Origin of the sequence: Cognatiyoonia sp. IB215446 (assembly GCF_033963825.1) — a bacterium.
In the GTDB taxonomy this organism is placed as follows: domain Bacteria; phylum Pseudomonadota; class Alphaproteobacteria; order Rhodobacterales; family Rhodobacteraceae; genus Yoonia.
Genome location: NZ_JAXBMD010000009.1, coordinates 41,483 through 63,405, shown reverse-complemented (window position 1 = coordinate 63,405; position 21,923 = coordinate 41,483). Strand labels below are relative to the sequence as shown.

Here is a 21,923-nt window from a genome sequence, read left to right as displayed (position 1 = left end):
AACATGCCAGTCGTAGGTAAGGGTTCGCGTATGCATGAAACAAAAGACGTCGCAGTCCCCGAGCCACAACGTGGGGGGTTTGCCCGCTTTGGCGCATCCGTCGGCTTGGCTAATCTTGGAGACGGGATTGCGGTGGTTGCCTGGGCATGGACCGCATCGCTTCTTACCCGGGATCCGTTTTGGATCGCGTTTTTGCCCGCCGTGCTCCGCGTGCCGTGGATTGTGTTCTCAATCCCTGCTGGCGTTCTGGCGGACCGCGTGGACCGCAGACGTCTCATCGTGCTGTGCGATGCTATTCGGGCGGCGGCCTACGGCGCGATTGCATGTGCCGTTCTTTTCAGCATGCCGTTGTCTGAGCCGCCTGCGCAGGGCTTCGGGGATGGCGCCTTGTACATCATGCTCATTTGCGCGGGGCTGTTGATCGGGTGCGCAGAGGTTGTACGCGACAACACGGGCCAGTCGTTGTTGCCCGCCATCGTTCCGCCCAAAGACCTTGAGCGGGCAAATGGCATCCTGGGCAGCATTGAAACGGTTGGCAACGAAATGGCGGGTCCGGCGGTTGGGGCATTCCTGATCGCTCTTTTCTTGCCCGCACCTTTCCTAGCAATTGCATTGGCTCTGCTTTGCGCCGCGATCTTGGCCGCGTCATTGCCTGGCACGTTCGCACCAGCATATCGCAGAACAAGGGGTGCGGGCTGGCGCGCCGAGTTGATCGAATGTGCTCGTTTCGTTTGGGCCCATCCCATGTTGCGCCTGTTGGTGTTTGTCACGGGTATTTGGAATTTCTTTGCGGAAATGGCGCTCATTGCCTTGGTTCTTCATGTGCAGGAAAATCTGGCATCTGGCGCGACAACTTATGGTCTGATTTTAGCCTTTGGCGCGGTCGGTGGCGTTTGCGGGGGCGTCCTGGTGGCGCCCCTCCTGAAGGTTGTCTCGAAAGGCAATGCGGCGCGCTGGATGGGCGCAACCACAGCGCCCGTTTTTTTGCTGTTTGCCGTCGCACCTGGGCCCGCAACCGTGGCCGCCGCGATGTTCGTTTTCTCGCTCAGCGGTGTGATCTGGGATGCGGTCTCGGTGTCTTATCGCCAACGCGTGGTCCCCGATGGGATACGCGGGCGCGTGAACAGTGTGTATCGCCTGTTCGCTTGGGGCACGATGCCCCTAGGCCTCTTGGCTTCCGGCGCCATGGTCAACATCGCAGAAAACAGTTTAGACCGGAGCACAGCCCTCATTGTGCCGTTTATCGTCGCGGCTTTTGGCATTCTTGTTCTGTCTGTGATCACGTGGCGTCCCATTGGGCGCGGATTTCAGTAGACATGACACCGTGGTCACATCTCAGTGCCTAGGTGAGGTCCGTACTACGACATGTTACTCTAAAGGTTTCTGGCGCAGCGAGAGCAAGACGGCGAGAAGGACAATCCCGCCGCCAATCAGCGTCGTTTGCGATGGCATCTCTCACAGAATGAGCAGAGCAAGGACCGGCGCCAGCGGCGTTTCTAGCGCGCCGATGAGCGCGGTCTGGCCCGCGGGTACGCGCTTTGCGCCTTCGGCCAAGGTGACCGATGCAATCGCGTGAAACACCCCAAATCCAGCCAAAATTGCCATTTCTACCGGTGCGATGCAGAACGGCGCGCCAAGTGATATAGCAAAGGGAAAGAGAAGCACCGATTGCAGAACGGACGGGCCAGCGCTCGGTGTTTCAAGGCGTACTCGGTAAATGACCATTATGATCGACATGGCCAGCGTCATGGCCAGAGCAAGAGCATCCCCCATCAGGTTCACTTGGCCGATGGAGCCCGACACGATGATGCCGACGCCGAGGAGCGCGCCGCCTGCGCCAAAAGCCGTGAGCTTGGACACCCGCTCGCCAATCGCCACCCAGGCCATGAAGGCCGCTAGAAACGGAGCTGCGGCATAGATCAAGGCGACATTGGCGACCGTCGTCAGCTTGAAAGCTGGGATAAGGGCAGCGGTGCCCATCGCACCGACGATGCCGACGGCGAGCCCGGCGCGGCCCATCCCGAAAAACTCGCGGCGCAGCCCACCTCGAGATGCTGCCCAAAGCGTCGTGGAGGTTGCCGCAAAAACGCCGCGCCAGAAGATGACTGCCCATGCGCCAGCCTCGACGCCTTTGGCAAAAACACCAGTGGAACTGAATGCGATTGCCGACACCAGCAACAGCGCAACGCCCACGGCATATGGTGATGTGAACGCTGTGCTGCGTGTTGCCATGCCTCAAATTCCTTCGTCAAAGCTCAGGTGTGCAAATTGATTCCGCGCGATAAGCCATTCTCTAGGAAACGAAAGACCGTGCGACAAAGGAATTGATTTCACTGAATAGGTGAGATTTTCTAATGTATATGACACGTCGCCCCCTGCCACCGTTGCGCAGCTTGCAAGCCTTCGAAGCCGCTGCCCGCCACCTAAGCTTTGCCAAAGCAGCAAAGGAGCTGAACGTGACGCCGGGTGCGATCAGCCATCAGATCAAAACGCTGGAAGACTGGCTGGGGGCTCCTCTGTTCCATCGGCTCACGCGAGCTCTGCGTCTGACGGAGGCGGGTGAAGCATCAGCCCAAACACTCACCGAGGGGTTTGATCTCCTTTCCAAGGCAGCATTACAGATGAAGCCCCGTTGGGACGACGACCTGCTGACTGTGAGTGTCAGCCCGGGGTTCGGATCTCTTTGGTTGGTGCCGCGATTGGACCGGTTTCGCCAGCAGTATCCCGATATTGAGATCCGCATCGATGGCACGGACAGGTTGATCGATGTCGCGAGCGGAGACGCGGATGTTGCGATCCGATACGGTCCCGGAGGCTATTCTGATGTGCACATTGATCGCTTGTTTGCGATGCGCGCCACGCCGGTGTGCAGCCCGGAGACGCGAGATCGGGGATCTGGTTTGAAAAGCCCACAGGACCTCGCGTCGCACACTTTGCTCCACGTCGATTGGAAGGAAACCGAAGGCAGCTGGCGCACGTGGCTGCTCGCAGCTGGAGTGCATGATGTCGATCCGTTCATGGGTCCCAGGTTCACCAAAGAGGAAATGGCAGTGCGAGCCGCGCTGGATGGCGAAGGGGTCGCTTTGATCGGAGACCGCATGGCCGCAAACCATTTGGCCTCCGGGCGGCTGGTCCGCCCATTTAATAAGGATTTAAGTACGCCGCTGGTCTTTGCATATTTTTTTCTGGCGCCAAAGGATCGATTAGATCAGCCCAAGATCAACGCGTTTCGAACATGGGTGTTGGGTGAAGCGAGCCTCGAGCTTTGAGTGTTACTTTGGCCATGGTTGTCCTGCATTTAATCAACATAGCGGACTACCGCGGCAGTTGGAGAAGACCAGCTGAGGGATAACCTTTGCTATCAGTCAAGGCTCACTGACCACTGGCAGAAGTCTCCGTTTTTTCAGGTGTCGTCGTGCGCGAGACCATCGGGATTACCTGAGTACAGGGCAAATTTGTTTCCATGTGGATCGCGAAGACACTGCGAGCGGATACATCCCTAACCTCACCGGTTCACTCCAGCAGGCATACGTCGACATCACCTGCGTAGCACTGGTAGCAACGCTTTTGGTGCTCCCTCCTCAGCTGGAAATCAATGGCAAATAGCGTAGCGGAGCGCCGTAATCCATCTTCAATTTCAATGCGCATGAAACGGGTCGAATGAAGTCGCAGAACGACCAACTTTGTTCCAAGAAAGGGAGCTTGGATCATGCCTGTCATTCGACACCTGACTGGTGCCGCTTACGGCACGCATTTTGCTGATCAGCTGGCTCTCGTTGCCGTTCCACTTGTCGCTGCACTAGCGCTTAATGCGACACCCGCATCGATTGGGCTATTGGTCGCTTGCCAGTCGATGGCACATCTCTTGGGCTCAATTCCGTTCGGAATCCTTGCGGATCAGCGCCAGCTGCGGCATCTGGCAATTACGTCCGCCACTGTGTCTTTGATTGGCTTTGCATGCGCTGCGTTGAGCATCGGGTTTGGCAGTGTCTTAGGATTTGGCGCATCAGTCACATTGGCAGGCTTCGGCGTGGTACTGTTCGGACTTACCGCCTTGTCGATTGTGCCGCGCGCAGCTTCAGCTGAAGAGCTTGGGCGCGCGAATGCGTCGATAGAGGTGCCCCGCGCGGCCTGCTCTTTCATTGTTCCCCTGACCGTCGGTCTCGTCATCAGCGATGTACCCGGATGGGCCATCTTCCTCGTGGCTTGTCTTGGATCAACTCTGGCGCTTCGCATGTCGTGGTCCCTTCCCTCCTTTGAGGTCAAACCGACCCAACAGGAAGCTGTCGTTTCAAAGATTCTGCTGGGTGCAAAATTCGTACTGCGGCACAGGCTGCTCTTACCGATTTCGCTGTGCGCTATTTTCTGGAACTTCGCTTTTGCTGCGCTTCTTGTGGTGCTCGTCCCAGCGATCCAAGACCTCTTTGGTTTCGAACCGGGTAGCTTTGGCATCTCACTTTCCGCGTTTGGCTTAGGGGCAATCTGCGGGACATGGCTATCCGGGCGATTGGCAAATCTCGTTGCCCCTGCCTTCATCCTGCTTTTTGGGCCGGGCACGTCTGCCATGGCATCGGGCGGGCTTTTGCTGTTAGGCCCCGGATCCAGTGTGTTCGTGCAATACGCCCTCTTCTTCCTTCTCGGGTTTGGGCCCTCAATGTGGCTGATCGCACAGAACTCGGTACGCCAGCTAATGACGCCGACAGAGATGCTTGGTCGTGTCAATGCCGTCATCCAAACAGCGATCTACGGGATCAGGCCCCTAGGCGCTATTGCTGGCGGATACTGGGTCACACTTTTTGGCGTCGAAGCGGGATTGCAGCTGGTTGTCGGTGCCTTTGTGCTGTCATTTTTGGTGTCCGCGTTTAGCGATTTGCGCCGTGTTTCGAGCTACGGCGCGCTAGCCGCCGAAGGCCAAAAGTAGACTCGGGAGCGAGCGCTCGGCCTCAGGCGTCGACCGAAGGCACGGTGGCGTCCTTGTAGCGCTGTTCCCAAGCAGAGATCAGTTCTTCCCCCCGCCCCCGGAAATCACTATCCAGAACCTGGGATGCGATCACACGGTCCAGCCGAAAATGCCGCAGACGTCTGCGCAACTCGCACCAGGCGGCCAGCAGCACGGCATCCTGGTAGTAGACCAAGACCAGCGGCCAGATGATCCGCCGTGTGCCGACACCGTCGGCATTGCAGTAGGAAATCAACAGCTTCGTTTCACAACGAATGGCCGCGCGAACATCTGCTAGATTGATGTTTGGTTTATGAGAGAAATCCCAAGAGGATGTCACCAGCCGCCGTGTCCCGGGGGCCGCTTCTTGCAGCTTGCGCGAGGCACGTTTTGCCGCGCGCCACAGGTTTTGGTCCCCTGTGCGGGCGACAAGGCTCAGACCGACAGAAACGGCTTCGGCTTCTGCGACATCAAGGTTGATCGGCGGCAAATCATATCCTTTGCGCATGACATACCCGATGCCCGGCTCGCCCAGAATGGGGATCTGCATGGCCTGCAATGTTGCGATGTCTCGATAGATCGTGCGCAGTGAGACCTCGACCGCCGCCGCAATGTCCAGTGCGCGCATCGGTTGGCGCGCGGATCTGAGCAGTTGGATAATGTCGAACAGCCGATCTGCTTTGGACATCTACCGTCTCCTTTTTTTTGGCTCCCTAGCACAACACTGCTGCCAAATAGATGGCAGTAGTCATCCGTTACTTCAGCTTTATAGCCCTTCTTCGCGCAGCAACGAGACGCATCATGACCACACTGCCATCAGGCAATCAAATCGGCTTGGGAACGGCCTACCTCATTGCCGCCGCTCTGTTTTTCGCCGCAGCACCCGCAGTGGCGCGTGTCGCGGCGGATGGTATGAACGTTCTCGCCCTGGTCTTTTGGACCAACGTGTGGATGTTTTTCTTAATGTGCGTGTGGAGCCGATTTGCAAAATCGGCCAGCCCGCTTGGCACATCAAAACTCTGGCTGCACTTTCTGCGATCTTGTTTCACCTATGCGGCCATCGTGACCTATTTTGTTGCGGTTGTTCGCATACCGTTCGCGAACGCGGTCATTCTTCAATCAATGGGTCCCGTTTTTGTGCCAATCCTGGCCCTACTGGTTCTGCGCAGGATGTCGGATCGGTTTGTTTGGATTGGCGTTGTGATCAGCTTTGCAGGGGTCCTTCTGATTGTGCGGCCGGACAACCTGGGCGTTTCGATTGGTGAAGTTTCTGCCTTGCTTGCGGCGTTGGGCGGGGCCGCAGCGGCACTTGTCATATGGTCGCTTGGTGCCTCTGAGCCGCCCGACAGGCAAATGTTCTACTTTTCGCTGTTTGCCCTCCTTCTTTCGACCTTGACGCTTCCGTGGGTTTGGCAGGTTCCGGAACCCGCCCAGATGCTCCAGATTATGATCATCGCGCTGTTCACAATTGTCGGGCAGTTTTGTTATGCTAAGGCCTTCTCAGTTGCACCGGGAGACAAGGTAAATACCTGGATCTACATGTCGCTGGTCTTTGCCGTAATCATCGGTTTTGTCGTTTGGGATGAGCCCGTGTTTCTGACCACGCTTCTTGGTGCAGGGCTTGTGGTGGCCGGTGCTGTTCTGGCCTCCAGACCCAGTGATTGAAGCGATAGATTGTGATTACACGGGCCGATCTTCCAGCAACTCAATCTCGACGAAAGCGCATTCAAAATCGTTGCCGTTGATCACATCATGCTCAACCCCTCTTTCCCGATAATAGGGCACGCCTGACGTCATGTTGGCAATCGTTCTTTCTCCATTACCAAGGTCGATCTCAAGCTGCCCCGTGAACTGGGGAACAACGATGTAATCATAGGCATGTCGATGCCAACCCGTATTGTCCCCGCGGGTGGCAAAGCGCCATTCCGTCACCCTCACACGGTCATTCTCGATGAGAACTGTGGGCTGGGCGGTTCCTGTTGTTTTGCACATGGCGCACCTCCAAATCTTATCTAGACGCGGGAAACAGATGCCGCAAAGCAACCGGGCTTTGCGTTATGGATGTGGGCATAGGCGACGATCTCATCCTCGAAAGCCTTTGAAATCGACTCACCCACGTCTTCGCCCGACATGACATCCGCGTGGATCATCATGTGATACTTGTCAAAGCAACGCAGCGAGACCAGACGCGACCGGATCACCTCGGGCACTTCGTTGACACCCAACATCGCTTGCTTTGCACCCTGACGCACAAATATCGCATGTGTCGCCTGATAGGGGCTGTCACCCGGTTGATGCGCATAGTTGAGCAAGATCACAGTTTCGCCAACTTCGGCGTCTTGCATGCTGACCCGACATGGCGTCCCGGGGCGAGATGTCACCACCTGACGCACCGCATTTTGCGTGGCAAGCTCTTCATCCGTCATTTGAAACAAGTCTGTGAAAGGTTCCGAAGCGAGCGAATTGATCTGAAAGTTCGTCATGAAATTCTCCATTTTGGGTACGCTTTCCAAGTATCGAACTGCCCCATCGACACGCGACCCGAAACTTGCGAAATCACGTGTGCTGCGGTGGTAAGCGGTCATGATCCAGATCCTCGTCTCAGAACCAACAGCCCTGCGAGAACGATGAGAGCCATCCCGCCAAGTGTTGAAACGCCAAGAACCAACCCAAAGAAAAGAACATCCCAGGCCGCGACAAACACCAGATAGCTGTATTCGAACGTTGCCACGATGGAGGGTGGGGCCGCTTTGTAAGCGCCCGCCAGCATCATGCCGAGCAAAATGGCAAACCCGGCCAAAACTGAAAGAACCATCCAATCATCGATTCCAACTGGGCTCCAAAGACCAAAAATGTAGGGGTAGTCTCGCACGAACGCGCTACCCGGCTCGGACAGTAGGAGGATCAAGCTGACAACAAGTCCGGCGCAAAGCATGGCGGAGTTCTGCGCCAATGACAGCGCCGCCAAGGGAACGCCTTGGCATTTCGTCCGCGTGATAATGTGGGCCAAAGCGTAGCTGACCGCCCCGAAAATCGGCAGAAGAGCCCATACCGAAAATGCGTCCGTACCGGGTTGCAACAGGACGATCACTCCGGCGAAGCCGATGACCACACCGACCCAACCAAGCCACCCAACGGGTTCCTTAATGACGTAGGCTGATAGAAGCGCAACGAACAGTGGTGCGGTGTAGTTCGCGGCCCCTACTGTCGAAAGGCTTAGGAAGGGAATGGCCCCATAGAACGCCAGAAACGTGCCCGTAATGAACACAGCACGTAGCATTGACCAACGGCTAAAGGCTGAACGCACATTGGCCCATGCGCCTTTTTGGGCGAAAGCGATCGCAAAGAGCACTGGCACGGCGAGACATCCACGCAATGCAAAAATCTGCCAAAGCGTCAGCTCGCTGCTAAAGAGTTTGAAAACAACATCTTGGACTGAAATTGCAAAGGCGGTCACGACGATCAAAGTGACACCCAAGAGGATGTTCTGCGGCGTTTGATGTGGTGCCTTTAACATATGCAAACCAGCTAAGTTCTTAATGCCTAGCTCAGCATGGCAGAACTCTCAGAATTTTAGTATTCTTAGCAATCTGAATTGATAGTTTAGCTAGGATAAATAATGGATCGTGTTCCAACGCATGGGATCGAGGTCTTTCTCGCGATTGTGCGTGAAGGCTCAATGCGCGCGGCTGCAGATGCGTTGGGCGTGGGTGCGCCTTCGGTGACCTTGCAGATCAAAGCGCTCGAAGAGCGTTTGGGCGTTGATCTGCTACATCGCACCACGCGCAGCGTCCAACTCACGGAAGCCGGCCGGGTTTTCTTTGATGCTGCTGCTCCTGCGCACCGCGACTTGGGCTAGCCGCCCTGTCGACAAGTGTCAGCTTTCAGTATTGCTTGGATGAAGCACGTCGATCTTTTGAGTCCCTGAATTGCAAAATGCTAATCCATCGAATTTACGGCATGGTCAGTCTCAACAATTAGGAGATCCGACAATATCTGTTGGTTTCCCTAAACGATGGGACTGAATTGTTGGGACTCACCTCTCCTAAACGAACGAAGCGGGCTTTCGCTGCGTCTATCCAAATGGGGGTTTTCGGCCAGATCAGACTATTGGCGCGCTTACGTCGACGGCCGTGCCCGCTGGGTCGCGCACCATAAGACGCCGTTGACCGTAGGGTAGGTCTGTTGGTCCATCGATGATTTCGGCCTTCATAGCGTTTGCTTGATCTTGCACATCTTCGATAGATGCCACCACGAAGGTGAGGACAATACCGGACGTGTCGGCAGCCACGTCGGCAGGGATTGTGTCGTGATCTCGATCCAGGATTCCGAGCTCGAATTCCGGCATGTCGTCATGAGACAAAATGACAAACCAGCCGAAATCACCGGTCCGCTTCATGCCAAGCAGGTCTTCGTAGAACTGGGCCGTGTTCGAGACATCGCTGGTCAGTATGTTGGAAAATGAGCGATTCATGATCCAGTCCTTCGGCAGCATACACATGTGTATCTTGCTTAAAGCATACATATGTGTATGTCTAGGCCATGATTGCTCGTGTCCTTACCGCCGAAGACTGGCTTGATCTGGCCTTGGAGGAACTTAAAGCCCACGGTTACATCGCTTTGAGGGCTCAACCACTTGCCAAGAAACTGAATGTGACCCGTGGTAGCTTCTACCACCATTTCGAGAGCCTCGAAGCCTTTCACACTGCAGTCATTGCCCATTGGTCCAAGAAGACGAGCGGCCAAATCGCCTTGGAGGCAAAGAACATCGACGACGCGAATGAAGCTTTCGACGACTTGCTTCAAAAGACGCTTCGGTCGGGCGAGGAACTCGAGCGTGCGATACGATCATGGTCAACAGTCGCGCCGATCGTTGCCGAGGCCGTGGACAAGGTCGATCAAGAACGGATTAGCATTGCCGAGAACCTATTACGCAAGACTGGGATACCAAAGTCGGTTTCATCAGCGCGCGCCAAGCTGCTCTACTGGGCAGCGATCGGGCGGTTGATGCTCCCGTTTCCTCAAAACAATGTTCTTTCAAGCTCAGAGATATCGCGCCTCGCCGAACTCATGACGAAGAATTAGAGAACCGAACGTTCGCCGCAGTGTAGAAAGTTGGGGGGTTTGGGCTCGATTCCGCTTTTAGCTGGCAACAGATAAATGGCGGCCCCCATCGACAGGAATGATTGCTCCGGTGACGATGGGCGTCTGCATAAGAGCAACTGCAAAGCGGCCGAATTCTATCGGCTCGACAATGCGACCAATCATTGTTCGATCGGCTTCGACACGGCGAAGTTCGTTGCGTTCATCATCGGACATGTCTGCCCATAGCTCAGAGTCGATGAAACCAGGACGTATGACATTGCATCTTATCGGTGCCAAAGCGACTGCCGCCACTTGTGCCATCGCCTCCGTGGCTTTGAACGCGGTGTGAACATGACCAGCTTTGTCATCAATCACTTGAGAGTATCCGCCGGTGATGAGCGTTACTGATCCGTTCTGATCCATTTGATCTTTGGCATGCCAGATACATCTATGGGTGCCCCACACTTTGCCCTGCATGAAGCGCTCTGCTTCACCGGGAGGTGTTTCGCTGAAACCAGAGCGCCCCACAGCTCCCGCTGTCAGCATCAAATGAGAGAAGCGCCCAACGCGCTCAAAGAAAGTGGACACGCTGTCTTCGTCGTAAATATCTATTGGCTCGCCCCTGCAGCCCAATTCTTTCGCAGCTTCGTTCGCTTTGCCCGCAGACCGCGACGTAACAACCACGTCAGCCCCGAGTTCCAAAGCTGCTTCTGCAACGCCACGACCCATGCCGCCGGATCCGCCGATACACACTACAATCTCACCACTCAGCATTCTGAGTCCTTTCTTTTGTATGATCCTCTGACTTAGCTTCCGTTGGCTGAACGACAGCCATTTACGAGCACAGCTTAGAGAGCATCGACCGCATCGCTTTGGAGGCCGCTTCGTGCCGCCGCTCTGTGTCTTCGCAGTCAGCCACCCATAGCGCGGCATCAATCATCGCGCCGTTGACCAGCACAGCCAGGGCCACTGCATCGCCCTCCACAAATGCGCCCTGCGCTTGAAGCTCCGCAATTGCCTCTCGCAGCGGCTCGACACTGCCCTCCTGGTCAATGTCGCGCAGCCTTTGACCCAGCACAGCCGGGCCATCCTGAAACACAATGCGGCGAACTTCTGGGTCTAAGGCTGCTTCAAGATAGGCGAGGCATGTTTGGATGAAACTTTCACGATCTACGGTGTCGCCACCCGCCATCAAAAGGCGCTCGCCGATCTCTTCATCAATCTGCAAGATGACCGCTTCGAGCAGCCCCTCTTTGCCACCAAAGTTGTGATAGAGCGCACCACGGGTTACGCCAGCGTCAGCACAGAGATCATCCATGGATGTGCCTGCGTAGCCCTTCTCGAAAAACCATCGCCGCGCCGTTGCCAAAAGCTTGGCGGATGTCTCCGCTTTCTTCTGTTCACGCAGATTCATGCGGGAGACCCTCGCTTTTCATTTGACATACGGCTCGTATGTTATATTTCACATACACACCGTATGTTAAGGAGTTCGCAATGAACATGCAACACAAGATCGCCCCCGCTGTACGGGCGGCGACCGTGCAAGACATTCCTTTTCTTGCCAAAATGGATGTGGAGGCGTCTTTGCCGCCTTTTGGCACATCTTTCTGGGATGAACTGCTTGAGGGCACCGGAACGGATACGCTGACATTTCTGGAAACGATGTTTCGCGAAGGGGCTTCGAATTGGGGGGCTGTACCGGACTTCCTCATCCTGGAAAGCGATGGCGCGCCGGTCGCGACCTGCGCTGTGTTTCCGCCAGAGCCGAATCCGACGAATGAAGGCCCGCTGAACCTCGATAAGCTCGACCAGATCGCTTGGGCGCTCTGCTGGTCTGACGACATAAGGACCGCCTTTCGCGCGGCGTATGAGAAGGTCTGGAGCGGGGATACAGTTTTTCTGAAGCCACAAGCGGACCTCATTGTTGAGACCGTCGCCGTTGCCCCGGATCATCGCGGACAGGGCTTTGGCACCGCGTTGATGCACGCCGCCTTTGCCCGCGGGCGCACACTTGGTGCCGAGAGCGTGGGGATAATGGTCATTCACGGCAATGACGGTGCGCAAGCGCTCTACGAGAAACACTTCGAACCCTACGCAACCTTCCATTCTGCGTACTTCGAACATCAATTCCCGGGACTGACAAAGTACCGGGCGTCCCTCACGTCAGAAAAGGAGTAAACTGATGGACACTATGATTGTGATGTACAACCTCGCGCCGGATCAGGATCAGGCTGACTTTGAGCAATGGTTGCACAACGTCGATCTGCCTGGCTACGCCAAGGTCAAATCGATGAGCGATCCGGTCTATTACCGGGCCGAAGCTACGCTTGAGGGGAACGTGCCACCCTACAAATACGTGGTCGCGATCAAATCGACGGGCGGCGAAGATGTCGACCAAGAGATGACAGGCCCGGAATGGGAAGGTTTTGTAGCGGATTTTGAGAACCGCACGCGCGATGCGATCTATGTCACAGCTCAGCGCATCATTGGATGAACGATGAAGGCGAGGGTCCGGATCCGGACCTTCGCAACGCTTCGGCGAACGATGGGTCCGACCTGAGATAAACCGCCACCGTTTGCTGTAGCCCAATAAGTTGCGGATTTAGGCGCACATCTCTCAGCTGCTGATGTTCAACCTTGCGATTAACGCAGAGATAGAGATGTGAAATTGTTCCACCAGTGCATCGGCATCAAAACCAGCCTCTTCAAGAGCATCCCGGAATTCCTAATCGCTCATCGCAAGAAGCGCCTCCGGATCCTTCTCAGCCAGCTCGAAAATCCAATGCTCATGCACGCGTTTCATCCACTAGGATATTCGCTAAAAAGCTAGCCGCAGAGCAGATGTAGGCAAACCGGGTGCAAAGGTCGCCGATGCATTACAAGGTCTACGAGTATGCTCTAAGCCTTGAGGATGACTAGTGATGTGATCCCGTATCATCTGGACCGACACCTGCCGAAAGAGCCTTCCCGAGATCAGCGATCGTGCGGTGTTTCAGGTTGGCTCTCATCGCTTCAGTTGCGGCTGCCAGTGCCACGTCTATGTCTTGTGCAACGGTGCGCTCGATTACGCATTCAGGGGGGTTACTTTCGCCTCCGCTTTCCGACGGGACCAGCTGCTCCCCGAGAGCGTCGAAGACATCTGCGAGGCTGATCTCTTCCGGCGGCTTGGCTAGGCGCCAGCCTCCAGAGTGGCCCTTTTCAGACGCGACCAATCCACCAGCCCTCAGAAGCCCTAGTACGCGACGCACGAAACCCGCATGCGTACCGTTGTGCTCAGCGATCTCTGCGGACGTCAAAGATCGATGCGGCTGTGCCGCAAGATGCCCCAAAACATGAAGCGAGAGAGAAAACCTTCCATTGCGTTTCATGCTACTTTTAAAGTATCGTGATTCCCGTTTCTTACTCTCACTAGGTCTAAGTCATGTCCACACCCAAAGCACCCATCAAGGTCGACGTCGCAATTGTCGGGGGCTCCTTTGCTGGACTTTCCGCAGCTCTCCCTCTGGCGCGCATGCGCCGTCAGATCGCGTTGTTCGATCACGAGGTCACGCGGAACAGATTTGCCTCTGCTAGCCACGGCTTCCTAGGGCAAGATGGCTCGTCACCTAACGAAATTCGAGCGACGGGGCGTCGTGAGCTCTCCGTGTATCCAACTGCTCAGGTGCTCAAGGAAAAGGTTGAATCCGTCATCCGGAAGGCAGGAGCATTTAGGCTCGAGACAGACCAAGGCACCTCCCTTGATGCGAAGCGCCTAATCCTCGCAACCGGGCAGCGGGATCTGTTACCCGACATACCAGGATTGGCAGACTGTTGGGGCCAATCAGTCCTTCAATGCCCCTATTGCCACGGCTATGAGTTGCAAGACAGGCCAACGGCTCTCTTGCATGTCGGAGAAGCATCCTTCCACCAGGCGCGTATTCTGCCCCACCTTACCGATGACCTCGTTTACCTAACGAACGGGGTGAAGATACCTGACGATCAACGCGCCGATCTCGGCAGCATTGGCTACCGCATCGAGGAGCGGTCTATTCGATCTTTAAAAAGCAGTGATGGTCTCTTGAGCAATGTCGAGTTTGCAGACGGAGCCTTTCTAAGCCGACAGGCGCTATACCTGATTACAACCTCACAACCTGCTTCTGACTTGGCAGATCAATTGGGTTGCCAGTCTCTCGACGGCCCGTTCGGCCCCTTCCTTGAAGTCGACGAGATGCAGCAAACGTCCGTTCGTTATGTATACGCCGCCGGCGATATCGGCCGACCGGCCTACAATGCGACTTGGGCCGCGGCTGATGGCGCGCGCGCGGGCGTATTTGCCCATCAATCGCTTGTGGTTGATCAGAACCCTTACCAAGGAAACAAAGTCTAGTATTTGATCACGCTTCAGGCTTAGCCGAGAACAGTTTTCGGCTTCCAGCAATTCCTGAACGAGACACGTCAGTCTTCTGGGCCCGGAATTGCAAAACGCTAAGCTATTGAATTCCCCGCGAGTGCTGTCTCGGCAAATTGGAGTTCCGACACGCCTTGTCGTTCTACCGGAATGATGGGACTGACTTGTTGGGACCAAAACGCTCTGCAACCGACCCTTTCGTGGTTCTAGCCCCAACGGCTAAAGAGCTTTGCCAAGTTCAAAAAGGTCTATTGCAAGCGCACCAGTCCGAAGACCTCAAACTGCTACGTCGTTCATGATTTGACACATATTCGATAGTCTTTGGTTATCGAATATGTCACCGAACCGTGTCGAAAAGTCGTGACATCGAACCAGTTCGAGGAGTGCTGTAAGTTAAAACAGCGCTCCAAACTACTGTCACAGATGAGATCACATGAACCTCTGGCTTGTCGCACTCCTTGGCACTGCATTTACCGCAACTCTTGTTTGGGCACAGGGTCTTGAGTCAACAGACCGCTACGGCACGAGTTTCGTAAAATATGCACAGGTTGATCGCACCGACGGGACGTATCGGCGCATGCTGACCACACCTGACGTGCTGGATGCGGCGCAATCTGGTCAGCCACTTCCCGATGGGACCCGCATCTTGATGGAAACCTATTATCGCCCTGGCGAACTCAGCACTGTTTTTCACGAGCAGAAAGTGGACGGTCGTTGGGAATACGGGTCCTTCGATGGGCAGGGAGATGTGCGGCTCGACACGCGACCGCAAGCGTCTTGCTTGTCTTGTCACAGTCGCGCTGCCGAAACGGACTTCACCTTTACCAAACCAGCCTTAGATGCCGCGCTGGATATGGGCGAGATCACCCTTAGCTGTGATCGCAGCGGTCGACGTCCCTGCACGCTCAGCACCTATCGCGTCAGCGTAGCAGACTAATGGCCCCGTACCCCCCATTGATGCGCTGGCTCCATTGGTCCACGGCAGCTTTGGTGCTCATTCAAATAAGCCTGGTTCTGCTCAACAGGGCGGTCTACGAGGCTTACCCGGTGCTTTCAGAAGCTCTTATCCAAGGGCATATCTCACTCGGTGCCTTGATCCTCTGCGTGACGTTGGTCCGGTTTGGCGTGCGCCAAGGGTTAGACGTACCGCCTGCGCCAACGAGGCCGTTTGTGAGGCGCACTGCGAGAACTATGCACCTTACCTTCTATGTCTTGCTGTGCGCGCTGCCGGTCATCGGTTATGCGCAACTCGCGTTCTTGGGGTTCGAACTTAGCCTCTTCAGCGTCGTGCACCTGCCGAGCCTACCCTTCAACCCGACGCTCGCACAGACGGCTTCGCTTTTGCACAGTTCTGCGGGTCTTTTCTTGGGCGTGTTGACCCTGCTTCACATATTGGTTGCGTGTTTTCATAGGAAACTGGACGGACAGCCGATGCTTGGACGCATGCTCCCGTCTGTCAAAACGCGGAGCTAAGTCCCTCACCCCTGCGTTAGCCGTTGAAGCTTGTCGATGACTTCTTGGGTCACATCCAAAGCGGGCCCGTGTCCGGGGCACACGACGTCGCCCGGTTGCACTTTGCGCGCCAGTTTTTGAATGGAAGCCAAGCCTACAGCGCGATCCTCGTAGAGTATGGGTTCTCGAATACCCGCGATCGTCATGATAACGTCACCTACAATCCAGGCACGCCTCTCTAGCTCAATCGGCAAGCCATAGGCGACTTGACCAGCGCAATGGCCAGGCAGAGGGAGGGTTTCGATTTCGATACCAAGCTCTGTTTTCAGCATGGTCAGCGCCTCAATTCGCTCAACAGGAGCAATGTGCTCGGGGTACCTGCGCGCGACCAAACGCGTTAAGACGTGTCCTAACACCGTTGGGGACGGCACGCTGTCTCGCCGCCATTTCCCTTGGCTGAGTAAGGCCGCGTCATCATCCGAAGCGAACACCGAGGCACTAAGGTGGTTTGAGAGCGTAGCTGCACTCCCAGCATGATCGTAGTGGCAATGCGTTAGCAGAATGGCGCGGACCGGCGAAGCCCGTTCCAAAGCGCGGGCAAGCGGCCTCGCAAAAGCTGGCTCCCCGGTATCAAAAAGGAGCGCTTCACGTCCGCGATCCCACAAGTAAACATTCACGCCCCGCCGCGTGGCCTGGAACAGCGCGTCTCTGATCTCAACAAACTTCATACAACGATTGCTCTTCTCGGGGTTCGTGAGTACGGGCCCCACCGGAACCCGGTGGGACAAAAGTTGTCAAAGGATTGGCTAGTTCACGACGACAAGGGAATGCGCCCCCGGCCCTGTTGGAATGCGGTACCCAGTATCACTGAGCCCACGCGTTCCGTCCTCGCTTGTGACGACTTCCCAGATCTGAAGATCGCTGGCGCGGGGTTCTGGACCCGCATATTCAAAAACTCCGAAAGCGATGAAGCTGTCAGAGGCATCAAAGGCCACGCCCTCTGGCAGGTCGCCCTCGAACTCCCAAGAACCCAAGACCGTCTGCTGGCCGAACTCTGGATCGAATTCAACAAGTGACACCGTCGACAGGGTTGCTTCGACAGCGTCTCCGCCGGGCCATGTCTGCCCGATATTGACAGTGGCAATGAGATCACCAGCGTTGGAGAAGGCGATGCTTTCAGCATGTCGCGGCAGAGACACGCCGCCAACTACGAAATGTCGGGGCGCTTCCGCGTCGAGCGGTGCGAGCTCAATCGACGTAAGCTGCGAAGGCGGTGCGTTCAGGTAAAACCCACGTACGTCCGGGCCCCATTGCAGATCATTCGTCACAAAGAAACGTCCGTCGCGCGAAAACTTGCCCGACATCGGCCATTTGCTTGTCGTTACCGGATTGCCCCATACCGAAAGATCCGTGACGCGCCCATCCTCAGACCGTGCGACTTGAAAGAACCGCACTTGACCTCTCAACTGTAGTGTTACGGCGATTACATCCGCCGTGGGATGCCACTCCGCATGGTGCGGCAGAAGACCTTGGTCTGGCAGTTCAGGCATGGGTGCAATCTCTCCAAGATCAAAACGCTGAACGTCGCCGAACTGACCGTCTTGCCAGGACACAAAGACCAACGGCTCGGGTGCTGCTTTGGTTGCTATGACCAAAGTGCTCCCGTCGGGGCTGACAGAGACACCTTGTGGAGCAACGCCCACGTCGATGCTGTCGATCACGCGGGGAGCTGTTGGATCAGACACGTCGACCGCGCGAAGCATCGTCCCCGGCTGCAAATCCATGATCGTCCGGTCGCCTTCTTCTCGTTGCGTATGCGTCTCCACTACAAAGATCGTCGACCCATCCGGGCTGTGGGCGATTGAGTAGACCGGGTTGATCACCGTGTTGGGGACTTCGATCGCAGCGACCGTTGGATTAGTGTTGAGGGGCAGCGGTATCATGTTCAGCGCGTCCGGTCCGCGCGGGACACCGAGATCGCCGTCGATGTATGCAAAGGCACGCATGTCGCCATCCGAGATTGCAGCGATGTAGCGGCCTTGGAAATCCGGCGGCGTGTCTTGCGCAAAGGAATGCGTTGCAAGCACCACAGCGGCGAAGGCCGATACGGTGATCTGAAAAGGGTATTTCATAAACTTGTGCTCCCGATGAGTTTTGGTTCACGGAAGCAATCTGGTCTGGAATTTGCGCGCAGAAACCTAAGTATTTGAGTAATTCAATAATCGATGGTTATCAAATGGCTGCGATACTCGACTATCAATGCGTTCTCGCAATCCGCCAGGAAGGCAACTTCGCGCGAGCCGCCGCAACGATCGGCATATCCCAACCCGCGCTCACTGCTCGGATCCGGCGCTTAGAGGAGGAGCTGGATGTTCGTTTATTCGAACGCGGGCGACACGGAGCCAGACTGACAGCCGCTGGTAGCGCGTTTTCGGAGGCCGCGGAGCGGATTGTTTCAATCGCCGAAGAGGCTGAAAGCGCTGCGAAAGGCGCGGAACGTGGTATTGGCCAAAGCGTACGGATCGGGTTTACACAGATCTCTGCCAGAACCTGTCTCCTACCAATCTTGCACGCGTTCCGAGATGCGCACCCGTTGGTTCGGGTCCAGCTTCGAGAAACGACCACGGTGCGGCTGGAGGCGTTGGTGGCGGAAGATCGCTTGGATGTCGCTCTGCTTCACCCGCCGGTCCACCGAGATGGTCTTGCCGAGCTTCACCTACGAAGCTGTCCAATTCTTCAAGTCGAAAATGACGACGCATCGGACGAAGGGCGTCCACTGGTTGAGTATCCGAGGAGCGATGCGCCGGTCCTGATTAGCGAATACAACCGCCGATATCCTGGGGCGCAATTAGCACCTCCTGCAGCTGAGGCGGACACTGCTTTTGGCGCGCTTCTGTTGTCAGAAGCGGGGTACGGCCCTTGCGTTGTTGCGGAAGACAGTTGGCGCCAAGTCGAAAGCAGCAACGGACGCTTTGCGCGGACGTTGGACATGGAAATCCACACGAGTCTCGTTTGGAGAAACATGGATCGGCGAGAGATTGTGCGAAACCTCATAGCGGTTTGCAAAAGGATCCGGCGCCAAATTTAAAAGTAACCACGAGACTTCGTTGACGACAAGTTGTCCCTCGGGGGTTCTCGGGCAATAGCATAGGTCCAAGGCCATTCATGCATAGCTTCCGAGCACCGCTTTGTCGCCGCCGGCAAAGGAGCATTGGTCTCAAATCGATCTTTTGGTCGGTTCTTCGAGACCTAAAACAACAAACACACCTTGCTTGAACCAACCATGCATATCCTCATAGGGCTTGTCGGAAAGACCGAGTCTGACACGCATCAAACCTAGACCATCCCATATGGATGCGCCAGAATTTGAGCGCTGGTATTGGCCGGTAGAGTCCTTAAACGAGTTCTGCAAGCAACTGGGTTTGTCTGCTTCAGGATCAAAGGCCGAGCTCAGAGAACGCGTTTTGTTTTCCTTGCAACATCCAAGGGAGGTGCAATCCAACCTGCGGCGCAAGTCCAATAGCTCAACGTTCAATTGGGCAAAAGAAACACTGGACCGCGATACTGTGATTACAGATAATGTGAGCTTCGGACCAAACGTCAGATGCTTCTTCAAGTCCGCGGTTGGCGCTCGCTTCACATGCCATTCGGATTTCATGGATTGGATGCGTGCGAACGCAGGGGCGACGCTCGGCGATGCAATCGATGCTTGGCACGTCCTTGAACAAAGAAAAAACGATCCGTCCTTCCGTCGCGAAATCGCCACCTGCAACAACTATCTTCAGTACTTGAGGGATGCGCGGGATAAGGTCACTGGCATGACCTTGGAAGAGGCAAAGTCATGCTGGGATTTTAAGAAGATAAGGCCCGCAAGAAACGGGATCGTCGTTTTTGAGATGTCGGATCTGACGTGCTTAGAGTGAGCACGCCACAGTGCTGTCTTTAACTCGCCCTTCCCTTTCGGCAAACAGTCAATGAAACAAGACACATAATAAACCTTATCGGACTCACAGCTTCTGGGTTTTCGGAGTCTTTGAATCGACAAGATTTGTAATATCCTCTGCTTTCGATCCGAGCGCGCGCGCTAGAACTATTAGCTCGACGACATCTATTCGTCTCTGGCCGCTTTCGATACGCGCAATCATCGATTGATGGCAAGACAACTTCGCAGCCAGATCAGCCTGCGTCATACCCTCGGCCCGTCTGATACGGATCAATTCAGCGCACAACGCTTCGTGTCCCTCACTATGAATTGTTTTTGCCATGCGACGAGAAACCTCTTCGCATCAGCGCTAATCTAGAATATAGATTATCTAAAATTTAGATAATTTAGGGTTTGTTATGCATACTATTTCCTTCTTCGCCAACAAGGGCGGCTCCGGTCGCACCATTGCCACGATGGCGCTGGCCTCTGGCTTTCTGGCGCAGGGCAAGCGCGTTGCCCTGATGGATTGCACCGATCTGGCGGGCGGAAGTACGGATGGTCGTTTTCCCTCGACGCTGCAGGCATGGATGACCCAAATGGCGGCGTGCAAATTTCGCCCGCCCCAGCTTGAACTGATCGAGTGCAGAACCCGCGATGCGGTGGAAGACAGCGCCGCCGCAGCCGACACGCGCGGCGTTGATGTTCTCCTGATCGACACAAAAGCCCGACTTGAAGAACCGCAACTCGCAGCGCTTGGCCTCGCCGATCTGATCATTGCCCCCGCTATCAGCCCCGTTGAGGCAAAGTGCATTTTCGACGGCATCAGCGACTATCTCGGATGTCCGGAACATCTCATGGGCCTGATCACCGGCTGCCGGAACGGAGCGCTTGAGGCAGCGGAGACGCGCAAAGCATTCCGCTATCATCCTGTTTTCCAATCCGAACTGCCGTGGGCCGAGGCGATTTCGGATCAGCTCTTGAATGGAGATATCGCGCACTTCGTCTCATCACTCGCCTGCAGGTCTGACAAACCTGGCTTTGCCCGCTACCGGGACGCACTGAAAGCCTGGGTCGCGGTGCAACGCCTGACCTTTGAGGTCGCATGGGCCTTGAACGGTCAGCGCTTGGAACCCTTCACCGGCGATCAGTCACCCTTCGCCTATAAAAGAAAGGCCGTCGCATGATCCGCTCATCGCTCACCCTCGCTGTGGCTCTGACCTCTCTTGCCGCACCCGCCCTCGCCGAAAACGAGCTGACGTCCATGGATGCGCCAGAGCCCCGCCCCTACCCTTATGAAATCCTCGGTCTGCAACCGGGCGATCCGCTGGACGATGTTCTGGCAGTGTATTCCGAGCGCGGCGACGATGACCCCACAAGCGAGAGCGACGTTCTACGTGTCCAATCGCCTGACGGGGCCGTATTCGAGTTCACCTACCAGCGTTTCAGCCGGATCGGCGATGTTGGGATCAACGGGCGACTCGCCAAGGTGGATCAGGATCAGGTGACGGCGATGTTATCGTCAGATGTGATGGCACAACGCCCGATGGCGATCCATCGCTCAATCCGCAAGCCCAGTGACCAGCTGCCAGAACCGCTGGAACTGAAAGCCCAGCTCGAAGAGACCTATGGTCCGCCATCCCGGGTCGAAATCAGCGGGCGTGAAATGACCCTCACATATGCCTGGGGCGAAGATGGGTTCATTGCCGATCTGGACGCCTTACCCCCGCTGGTCCACGAAGAAACCTTTGCATCGGGCACCGTGCGACAAACGGAGTACACGCTTTGCAGCAATGCCCAGCACTACCGCAACAACGTCGAGTATCACTTCGAGCATCCGCGCCAATCCGACATCAAGACAGGTTGCGTTGCGACCTTCACGGTCCGCTATCGCGGCGAACCTGGCAGTACCGTCATTGGCTTTTCCCTCGAAGACTATCAGCTTGCCCGTCAGCATATGGCAGAACTCGATCGCCAGATCGTTGAGGCACTGACCGGTGAAGAGGTCCAAGCCTCGGACATGGATTTGTAAGAATGGATAGCCAAGCACATCGGGAGCAACGATAGCACCCGCATGAACATCACGCGCAAACATATCACCCAAACCTAGCGCTCGCACATATGGCGGGCGGCATCGC

General features: G+C 55.9%; 27 protein-coding genes. 15 read left to right on the top strand and 12 right to left on the bottom strand.

Going from position 1 to position 21,923, the window contains the following annotated elements; all coding sequences use genetic code 11:
• Window positions 1–30: 30 nt before the first annotated feature.
• Window positions 31–1,314 (top strand): MFS transporter, encoded by a 1,284-nt coding sequence (locus SLH49_RS21005; RefSeq protein ID WP_320271106.1) that lies wholly within the window; start codon window positions 31–33, stop codon window positions 1,312–1,314.
• Window positions 1,315–1,455: 141 nt separating this feature from the next.
• Here the strand turns inward: SLH49_RS21005 and SLH49_RS21000 are convergent, their stop codons facing one another.
• Window positions 1,456–2,232 carry a DMT family transporter gene (locus SLH49_RS21000; protein ID WP_320271105.1) on the bottom strand — a complete coding sequence of 259 codons (777 nt, stop codon included), beginning with the start codon at window positions 2,230–2,232 and terminating at the stop codon, window positions 1,456–1,458.
• Window positions 2,233–2,354: 122 nt separating this feature from the next.
• Between SLH49_RS21000 and gcvA the strand changes: the two genes are divergently transcribed.
• Window positions 2,355–3,269 (top strand): transcriptional regulator GcvA, encoded by a 915-nt coding sequence (gene gcvA, locus SLH49_RS20995; RefSeq protein ID WP_320271104.1) that lies wholly within the window; start codon window positions 2,355–2,357, stop codon window positions 3,267–3,269.
• A 440-nt stretch (window positions 3,270–3,709) separates the two neighbouring features.
• Window positions 3,710–4,921 (top strand): MFS transporter, encoded by a 1,212-nt coding sequence (locus SLH49_RS20990; RefSeq protein WP_320271103.1) that lies wholly within the window; start codon window positions 3,710–3,712, stop codon window positions 4,919–4,921.
• A 22-nt stretch (window positions 4,922–4,943) separates the two neighbouring features.
• Here SLH49_RS20990 and SLH49_RS20985 read toward each other — a convergent pair whose 3' ends face one another.
• Window positions 4,944–5,627 (bottom strand): YafY family protein, encoded by a 684-nt coding sequence (locus SLH49_RS20985; RefSeq protein ID WP_320271102.1) that lies wholly within the window; start codon window positions 5,625–5,627, stop codon window positions 4,944–4,946.
• 113 nt (window positions 5,628–5,740) lie between these two features.
• On the opposite strand from SLH49_RS20985, the gene SLH49_RS20980 reads away from it, so the two are divergent.
• Entirely contained in the window at window positions 5,741–6,604 is an 864-nt protein-coding gene (locus tag SLH49_RS20980; RefSeq protein ID WP_320271101.1) for a DMT family transporter, read from the top strand.
• Window positions 6,605–6,619: 15 nt separating this feature from the next.
• Here SLH49_RS20980 and SLH49_RS20975 read toward each other — a convergent pair whose 3' ends face one another.
• Genes SLH49_RS20975 through SLH49_RS20965 form a run of 3 tightly spaced genes read right to left on the bottom strand, consistent with a single transcriptional unit; the run spans window position 6,620 to window position 8,456 of the window.
• Window positions 6,620–6,931, bottom strand: a complete 312-nt coding sequence (locus tag SLH49_RS20975; RefSeq protein WP_320271100.1) for a cupin domain-containing protein — start codon at window positions 6,929–6,931, stop codon at window positions 6,620–6,622.
• 20 nt (window positions 6,932–6,951) lie between these two features.
• On the bottom strand, window positions 6,952–7,524 hold the full coding sequence (locus tag SLH49_RS20970) for a DUF1203 domain-containing protein (protein ID WP_320271099.1): 573 nt from the start codon (window positions 7,522–7,524) through the stop codon (window positions 6,952–6,954).
• Entirely contained in the window at window positions 7,521–8,456 is a 936-nt protein-coding gene (locus tag SLH49_RS20965) for a DMT family transporter (protein ID WP_320271098.1), read from the bottom strand. The genes SLH49_RS20970 and SLH49_RS20965 overlap by 4 nt, the downstream gene beginning before the upstream one ends.
• 102 nt (window positions 8,457–8,558) lie before the next feature.
• Here SLH49_RS20965 and SLH49_RS20960 point away from each other — a divergent pair, with 102 nt between their 5' ends.
• A complete protein-coding gene (locus tag SLH49_RS20960; protein WP_320271097.1) occupies window positions 8,559–8,798 on the top strand; it encodes a LysR family transcriptional regulator in 240 nt (79 codons plus the stop codon).
• A gap of 243 nt (window positions 8,799–9,041) precedes the next feature.
• Here the strand turns inward: SLH49_RS20960 and SLH49_RS20955 are convergent, their stop codons facing one another.
• Complete coding sequence (locus SLH49_RS20955) at window positions 9,042–9,413, bottom strand: VOC family protein (protein ID WP_320271096.1); 372 nt, start codon at window positions 9,411–9,413, stop codon at window positions 9,042–9,044.
• A gap of 68 nt (window positions 9,414–9,481) precedes the next feature.
• Between SLH49_RS20955 and SLH49_RS20950 the strand changes: the two genes are divergently transcribed.
• Window positions 9,482–10,024 carry a TetR/AcrR family transcriptional regulator gene (locus SLH49_RS20950; RefSeq protein WP_320271095.1) on the top strand — a complete coding sequence of 181 codons (543 nt, stop codon included), beginning with the start codon at window positions 9,482–9,484 and terminating at the stop codon, window positions 10,022–10,024.
• Window positions 10,025–10,081: 57 nt separating this feature from the next.
• Here SLH49_RS20950 and SLH49_RS20945 read toward each other — a convergent pair whose 3' ends face one another.
• On the bottom strand, window positions 10,082–10,798 hold the full coding sequence (locus SLH49_RS20945) for an SDR family oxidoreductase (RefSeq protein ID WP_320271094.1): 717 nt from the start codon (window positions 10,796–10,798) through the stop codon (window positions 10,082–10,084).
• A 61-nt stretch (window positions 10,799–10,859) separates the two neighbouring features.
• Entirely contained in the window at window positions 10,860–11,438 is a 579-nt protein-coding gene (locus SLH49_RS20940; RefSeq protein ID WP_320271093.1) for a TetR/AcrR family transcriptional regulator, read from the bottom strand.
• Between the two features lie 80 nt (window positions 11,439–11,518).
• On the opposite strand from SLH49_RS20940, the gene SLH49_RS20935 reads away from it, so the two are divergent.
• Together SLH49_RS20935 and SLH49_RS20930 are read left to right on the top strand one after the other, a co-directional pair.
• Entirely contained in the window at window positions 11,519–12,202 is a 684-nt protein-coding gene (locus SLH49_RS20935) for a GNAT family N-acetyltransferase (protein WP_320271092.1), read from the top strand.
• A gap of 4 nt (window positions 12,203–12,206) precedes the next feature.
• On the top strand, window positions 12,207–12,518 hold the full coding sequence (locus SLH49_RS20930; protein ID WP_320271091.1) for a hypothetical protein: 312 nt from the start codon (window positions 12,207–12,209) through the stop codon (window positions 12,516–12,518).
• 421 nt (window positions 12,519–12,939) lie between these two features.
• Here SLH49_RS20930 and SLH49_RS20925 read toward each other — a convergent pair whose 3' ends face one another.
• A complete protein-coding gene (locus tag SLH49_RS20925; protein ID WP_320271090.1) occupies window positions 12,940–13,392 on the bottom strand; it encodes an Rrf2 family transcriptional regulator in 453 nt (150 codons plus the stop codon).
• A gap of 53 nt (window positions 13,393–13,445) precedes the next feature.
• Here SLH49_RS20925 and SLH49_RS20920 point away from each other — a divergent pair, with 53 nt between their 5' ends.
• From SLH49_RS20920 to SLH49_RS22420, 3 genes are all read left to right on the top strand, one after another.
• Window positions 13,446–14,390, top strand: a complete 945-nt coding sequence (locus SLH49_RS20920; RefSeq protein WP_320271089.1) for an NAD(P)/FAD-dependent oxidoreductase — start codon at window positions 13,446–13,448, stop codon at window positions 14,388–14,390.
• A gap of 454 nt (window positions 14,391–14,844) precedes the next feature.
• Window positions 14,845–15,348, top strand: coding sequence for a cytochrome P460 family protein (locus SLH49_RS20915; protein WP_320271088.1), 504 nt, complete (start codon window positions 14,845–14,847; stop codon window positions 15,346–15,348).
• Window positions 15,348–15,884, top strand: a complete 537-nt coding sequence (locus SLH49_RS22420) for a cytochrome b (protein WP_413785319.1) — start codon at window positions 15,348–15,350, stop codon at window positions 15,882–15,884. The genes SLH49_RS20915 and SLH49_RS22420 overlap by 1 nt, the downstream gene beginning before the upstream one ends.
• Before the next feature lie 5 nt (window positions 15,885–15,889).
• On the opposite strand, the gene SLH49_RS20910 is transcribed toward SLH49_RS22420, so the two are convergent.
• Both SLH49_RS20910 and SLH49_RS20905 read right to left on the bottom strand, forming a co-directional pair.
• A complete protein-coding gene (locus SLH49_RS20910) occupies window positions 15,890–16,591 on the bottom strand; it encodes an MBL fold metallo-hydrolase (RefSeq protein ID WP_320271087.1) in 702 nt (233 codons plus the stop codon).
• Window positions 16,592–16,669: 78 nt separating this feature from the next.
• On the bottom strand, window positions 16,670–17,995 hold the full coding sequence (locus tag SLH49_RS20905; protein ID WP_320271086.1) for a hypothetical protein: 1,326 nt from the start codon (window positions 17,993–17,995) through the stop codon (window positions 16,670–16,672).
• Window positions 17,996–18,099: 104 nt separating this feature from the next.
• On the opposite strand from SLH49_RS20905, the gene SLH49_RS22415 reads away from it, so the two are divergent.
• Both SLH49_RS22415 and SLH49_RS20895 read left to right on the top strand, forming a co-directional pair.
• Window positions 18,100–18,951: a LysR family transcriptional regulator gene (locus SLH49_RS22415; protein WP_413785318.1), complete on the top strand. Its 852-nt coding sequence runs from the start codon at window positions 18,100–18,102 to the stop codon at window positions 18,949–18,951.
• 262 nt (window positions 18,952–19,213) lie between these two features.
• On the top strand, window positions 19,214–19,786 hold the full coding sequence (locus SLH49_RS20895) for a DUF6434 domain-containing protein (protein ID WP_320271084.1): 573 nt from the start codon (window positions 19,214–19,216) through the stop codon (window positions 19,784–19,786).
• Window positions 19,787–19,870: 84 nt separating this feature from the next.
• Here the strand turns inward: SLH49_RS20895 and SLH49_RS20890 are convergent, their stop codons facing one another.
• Complete coding sequence (locus tag SLH49_RS20890; RefSeq protein ID WP_320271083.1) at window positions 19,871–20,128, bottom strand: helix-turn-helix transcriptional regulator; 258 nt, start codon at window positions 20,126–20,128, stop codon at window positions 19,871–19,873.
• Window positions 20,129–20,204: 76 nt separating this feature from the next.
• Between SLH49_RS20890 and SLH49_RS20885 the strand changes: the two genes are divergently transcribed.
• On the top strand, window positions 20,205–20,972 hold the full coding sequence (locus SLH49_RS20885) for a division plane positioning ATPase MipZ (RefSeq protein ID WP_320271082.1): 768 nt from the start codon (window positions 20,205–20,207) through the stop codon (window positions 20,970–20,972).
• A complete protein-coding gene (locus SLH49_RS20880; RefSeq protein WP_320271081.1) occupies window positions 20,969–21,817 on the top strand; it encodes a hypothetical protein in 849 nt (282 codons plus the stop codon). The genes SLH49_RS20885 and SLH49_RS20880 overlap by 4 nt, the downstream gene beginning before the upstream one ends.
• Window positions 21,818–21,923: the final 106 nt, after the last annotated feature.

Bases quoted from the DNA above. Each gene is read 5' to 3' on its own strand.
- SLH49_RS20915 (WP_320271088.1), top strand. From the start codon at position 14,845: ATGAACCTCTGGCTTGTCGCACTCCTTGGCACTGCATTTACCGCAACT.
- SLH49_RS20950 (WP_320271095.1), top strand. From the start codon at position 9,482: ATGATTGCTCGTGTCCTTACCGCCGAAGACTGGCTTGATCTGGCCTTG.
- gcvA (WP_320271104.1), top strand. From the start codon at position 2,355: ATGTATATGACACGTCGCCCCCTGCCACCGTTGCGCAGCTTGCAAGCC.
- SLH49_RS20990 (WP_320271103.1), top strand. From the start codon at position 3,710: ATGCCTGTCATTCGACACCTGACTGGTGCCGCTTACGGCACGCATTTT.
- SLH49_RS20975 (WP_320271100.1), bottom strand. From the start codon at position 6,931: ATGTGCAAAACAACAGGAACCGCCCAGCCCACAGTTCTCATCGAGAAT.
- SLH49_RS20970 (WP_320271099.1), bottom strand. From the start codon at position 7,524: ATGACCGCTTACCACCGCAGCACACGTGATTTCGCAAGTTTCGGGTCG.
- SLH49_RS20925 (WP_320271090.1), bottom strand. From the start codon at position 13,392: ATGAAACGCAATGGAAGGTTTTCTCTCTCGCTTCATGTTTTGGGGCAT.
- SLH49_RS20985 (WP_320271102.1), bottom strand. From the start codon at position 5,627: ATGTCCAAAGCAGATCGGCTGTTCGACATTATCCAACTGCTCAGATCC.
- SLH49_RS20935 (WP_320271092.1), top strand. From the start codon at position 11,519: ATGAACATGCAACACAAGATCGCCCCCGCTGTACGGGCGGCGACCGTG.
- SLH49_RS20980 (WP_320271101.1), top strand. From the start codon at position 5,741: ATGACCACACTGCCATCAGGCAATCAAATCGGCTTGGGAACGGCCTAC.
- SLH49_RS21005 (WP_320271106.1), top strand. From the start codon at position 31: ATGCATGAAACAAAAGACGTCGCAGTCCCCGAGCCACAACGTGGGGGG.
- SLH49_RS20940 (WP_320271093.1), bottom strand. From the start codon at position 11,438: ATGAATCTGCGTGAACAGAAGAAAGCGGAGACATCCGCCAAGCTTTTG.
- SLH49_RS22420 (WP_413785319.1), top strand. From the start codon at position 15,348: ATGGCCCCGTACCCCCCATTGATGCGCTGGCTCCATTGGTCCACGGCA.
- SLH49_RS20885 (WP_320271082.1), top strand. From the start codon at position 20,205: ATGCATACTATTTCCTTCTTCGCCAACAAGGGCGGCTCCGGTCGCACC.
- SLH49_RS20890 (WP_320271083.1), bottom strand. From the start codon at position 20,128: ATGGCAAAAACAATTCATAGTGAGGGACACGAAGCGTTGTGCGCTGAA.
- SLH49_RS20910 (WP_320271087.1), bottom strand. From the start codon at position 16,591: ATGAAGTTTGTTGAGATCAGAGACGCGCTGTTCCAGGCCACGCGGCGG.
- SLH49_RS20955 (WP_320271096.1), bottom strand. From the start codon at position 9,413: ATGAATCGCTCATTTTCCAACATACTGACCAGCGATGTCTCGAACACG.
- SLH49_RS21000 (WP_320271105.1), bottom strand. From the start codon at position 2,232: ATGGCAACACGCAGCACAGCGTTCACATCACCATATGCCGTGGGCGTT.
- SLH49_RS20920 (WP_320271089.1), top strand. From the start codon at position 13,446: ATGTCCACACCCAAAGCACCCATCAAGGTCGACGTCGCAATTGTCGGG.
- SLH49_RS20945 (WP_320271094.1), bottom strand. From the start codon at position 10,798: ATGCTGAGTGGTGAGATTGTAGTGTGTATCGGCGGATCCGGCGGCATG.
- SLH49_RS20880 (WP_320271081.1), top strand. From the start codon at position 20,969: ATGATCCGCTCATCGCTCACCCTCGCTGTGGCTCTGACCTCTCTTGCC.
- SLH49_RS22415 (WP_413785318.1), top strand. From the start codon at position 18,100: ATGGCTGCGATACTCGACTATCAATGCGTTCTCGCAATCCGCCAGGAA.
- SLH49_RS20895 (WP_320271084.1), top strand. From the start codon at position 19,214: ATGGATGCGCCAGAATTTGAGCGCTGGTATTGGCCGGTAGAGTCCTTA.
- SLH49_RS20960 (WP_320271097.1), top strand. From the start codon at position 8,559: ATGGATCGTGTTCCAACGCATGGGATCGAGGTCTTTCTCGCGATTGTG.
- SLH49_RS20905 (WP_320271086.1), bottom strand. From the start codon at position 17,995: ATGAAATACCCTTTTCAGATCACCGTATCGGCCTTCGCCGCTGTGGTG.
- SLH49_RS20930 (WP_320271091.1), top strand. From the start codon at position 12,207: ATGGACACTATGATTGTGATGTACAACCTCGCGCCGGATCAGGATCAG.
- SLH49_RS20965 (WP_320271098.1), bottom strand. From the start codon at position 8,456: ATGTTAAAGGCACCACATCAAACGCCGCAGAACATCCTCTTGGGTGTC.